Source organism: Sphingomonas sp. (genome assembly GCF_025362505.1).
Taxonomy (GTDB): Bacteria; Pseudomonadota; Alphaproteobacteria; order Sphingomonadales; family Sphingomonadaceae; genus Sphingomicrobium.
On the sequence record NZ_JANYGG010000045.1, the window covers coordinates 1 to 3,312 of the forward strand.

Sequence of the window (3,312 nt, forward strand, 5' to 3'; positions counted from 1 at the left end):
CCATACGCAGAAGTCGGGGGTGGCCGATGTCGCGTTCGAGAATGACATCGACGCGCTGCTCGCGACGCGGGATTTCTTTGACTTTCTACCGCTGTCGAACCGCCACGACGTGCCCGAGCGGCCGACCGACGATGCGTGGGATCGGATCGAGGACAGTCTCGACACGCTGGTCCCGCCATCGGCCGCGACGCCCTACGACATGCACGAGCTGATCCGGAAGGTCGCCGACGAGGGCGATTTCTTCGAGCTTCAACCCAAGCACGCGGGCAACATCATCATCGGCTTCTGCCGGATCGAGGGGCGCACGGTCGGCGTGGTCGCGAACCAGCCGATGGTGCTGGCGGGGTGCCTCGACATCAACTCGTCGAAAAAGGCGGCGCGGTTCGTTCGCTTCTGCGATGCGTTCGACATTCCGATCCTGACGTTCGTCGATGTGCCGGGGTTCCTGCCGGGGGTCGCGCAGGAGCATAACGGGATCATCAAGCATGGCGCGAAATTGCTGTTCGCCTATGCCGAGGCGACGGTGCCCAAGATCACGGTGATCACGCGCAAGGCGTACGGCGGCGCTTACGACGTGATGGCGTCGAAGCATCTGCGCGGCGATTTGAACTATGCGTGGCCGACGGCGGAAATCGCCGTGATGGGGGCGAAGGGAGCGGTCGAGATTATTTTTCGGGGGAAGACGGCGGAGGAAATCGCCGAGCGCACGGCGGAGTATGAAGCGCGCTTCGCCAACCCGTTCGTGGCGGCGAGCAAGGGGTTTATCGACGAGGTGATCATGCCGCATTCGACAAGGCGTCGGGTGGCGCTGGGGTTACGCAAATTGCGGAACAAGGTGCTCGAGAATCCGTGGAAAAAGCATGACAATATTCCGTTGTGAGCGGCTGGTCGTCATTGCGAGCGTAGCGAAGCAATCCAGTGTGGTACGGGGTCTGGATTGCTTCGCTACGCTCGCAAAGACGGGGTAAGGTGACCTGATGAAACTGCCGGCGGTTTATATCATGGCGAACGGGCGGAACGGGACGCTTTATACTGGAGTGACCTCGAACCTGGTCCAGCGGTCGTGGCAGCATCGCGAGGGCGTCGTCGAGGGGTTAACGAAGCGGTACGGCTGTAAATTGCTGGTGTGGTACGAGAATGGTGGATCAATTGACGGAGCGATCGCGCGCGAGGAGCAGATCAAGGGCGGATCGCGGGCGAAGAAGTTGGCTTTGATCGAGTCGATGAATCCCGATTGGCGGGATTTGTACGACGAGATTGCGTCGTGAAAGCCAGGGTTACGCTTCGTCATTGCGAGCGCAGCGAAGCAATTCATGGTGGCGGTAGTGAAGACTGGGTTGCTTCGCTTCGCTCGCAATGACGGGGTAAAGTGAAATGAAACTCGGACGGCTGAATCATGTCGGGGTTGCGACACCCTCCATCGACACTTCGATCGCGCATTATCGCGATGTGCTGGGCGCCACCGTGATCGGGGAGTCGTTCGACCTTCCTGCGCAGGGGGTGCGGGTTTGTTTTGTGGATGCGCCGAATGCTCAGATCGAGTTGATCGAGCCGTTGGGGGAGGGGTCGCCCATCGCCGCGTTCCTCGAGAAGAATCCGCTCGGGGGGCAGCATCATCTGTGCTTCGAGGTGCCTGACATTCACGAGGCCAAGGCGTGGTTCGAGGGCAAGGGCGCGCGGGTGCTCGGCGAGCCGAGGATCGGGGCTCATGGGACGCTGATCTTCTTCGTCCACCCCAAGGACATGGGCGGCGTGCTGACCGAGATCATGGAGAGCCCCAAGCAGGCGCACTGATTTCCTTCCCTCCCTGCAAGGGAGGGGATCGAGGGGCGGGTGCCGCCGCAGGCGGCCGGTCGCGCGGGGAAGCAGGCTCGCTTCGCTCGCTACCCACCCCCCTGCCCCTCCCTGAAAGGGAGGGGTGGAAGACGGGCGCTCGTCGCGGTAACGCTTTCCCATGACCAGTGATTTCAAAGCATGGCAGGCACTTGCCGCAAAGGAAGCCCGCGGCGCCGACCTCAGCCGCGAGACGATTGAGGGAATCACCCTCAAGACGGTCTATGGACCTGAAGATACAGCCGATATCGAGCCGGGCTATCCGGGCGTCGCACCGTATACGCGCGGGCCATACGCGACGATGTATGCCGGGCGACCGTGGACGATCCGGCAATATGCGGGATTTTCGACCGCCGAGGAGAGCAACGCTTTCTACCGTCGCAACCTTGCCGCGGGTCAGAAGGGGCTGTCGGTCGCGTTCGATCTGGCGACTCATCGCGGCTATGACTCAGACCATCCGCGGGTAACCGGTGATGTCGGCAAGGCCGGGGTCGCGATCGATTCGGTCGAGGATATGAAGCTGCTGTTCGACGGCATTCCGCTCGACGAAATGTCGGTCAGCATGACGATGAACGGGGCGGTGCTGCCGATCCTGGCGTTCTATATCGTCGCGGGGGAGGAGCAGGGGGTCGACCGCAAATTGCTCTCGGGGACGATCCAGAACGACATTCTGAAAGAGTTCGCGGTTCGCAATACGTACATCTATCCGCCCGAGCCCTCGATGCGGATCGTCTCGGACATCATCGGCTATACGTCGGCCGAGATGCCCAAGTTCAACAGCATCTCGATCTCGGGTTATCATATGCACGAGGCCGGGGCGACGGCGGTGCAGGAGCTGGCCTACACGCTCGCCGACGGGATGGCCTATGTCCGGGCGGCGGTGGCGGCGGGGCAGGCGATCGACGAGTTCGCGCCGCGGCTGAGCTTCTTCTGGGGCATCGGCATGAATTTTTTCATGGAGGTCGCCAAGCTGCGCGCGGCGCGGACGCTATGGGGGCGGATCATGACCGGGCTCGGCGCGCAGTCTGAAAAGTCGAAGCTGCTGCGGACGCATTGCCAGACCAGCGGCGTGTCGCTGACCGAGCAGGATCCGTACAACAATGTCGTGCGGACCACGATCGAGGCGATGGCGGCGGTGCTTGGGGGCACGCAGTCGCTGCATACCAACAGCCTCGACGAGGCGGTGGCGTTGCCAACCGAATTCTCCGCCCGGATCGCGCGCAATACGCAGCTGATCTTGGCAGAGGAAAGCGGGGTGACCGCGGTCGCTGATCCGCTTGGCGGAAGCTATTATGTCGAGGCGTTGACGCGAGAGCTCGAGGAGAAGGCGCAGGCGCTGATCGACGAGGTCGAGGCGCATGGCGGGATGACCCGCGCGGTGGCCGAGGGGCTGCCCAAGATGCGCATCGAGGAAGCGGCGGCGGCGCGCGCGGCGAAGGTCGATGTGGGCGAGACAGTGATCGTCGGGGTCAACAAGTA

At 62.6% G+C, this 3,312-nt stretch carries 4 protein-coding genes; all 4 read left to right on the forward strand.

Annotated elements, in window-relative coordinates:
- Positions 1-880: carboxyl transferase domain-containing protein (locus Q0R27_RS03865; protein ID WP_293941077.1), on the forward strand; the 880-nt coding region annotated here is incomplete at its 5' end.
- A gap of 97 nt (positions 881-977) precedes the next feature.
- Positions 978-1,268: a GIY-YIG nuclease family protein gene (locus Q0R27_RS03870; RefSeq protein WP_293941080.1), complete on the forward strand. Its 291-nt coding sequence runs from the start codon at positions 978-980 to the stop codon at positions 1,266-1,268.
- Positions 1,269-1,374: 106 nt separating this feature from the next.
- On the forward strand, positions 1,375-1,794 hold the full coding sequence (mce, locus tag Q0R27_RS03875; protein ID WP_293941083.1) for a methylmalonyl-CoA epimerase: 420 nt from the start codon (positions 1,375-1,377) through the stop codon (positions 1,792-1,794).
- A gap of 160 nt (positions 1,795-1,954) precedes the next feature.
- Positions 1,955-3,312, forward strand: a 1,358-nt coding sequence (locus Q0R27_RS03880) for a methylmalonyl-CoA mutase family protein (RefSeq protein ID WP_293941086.1), incomplete at its 3' end; no start/stop codon positions are given.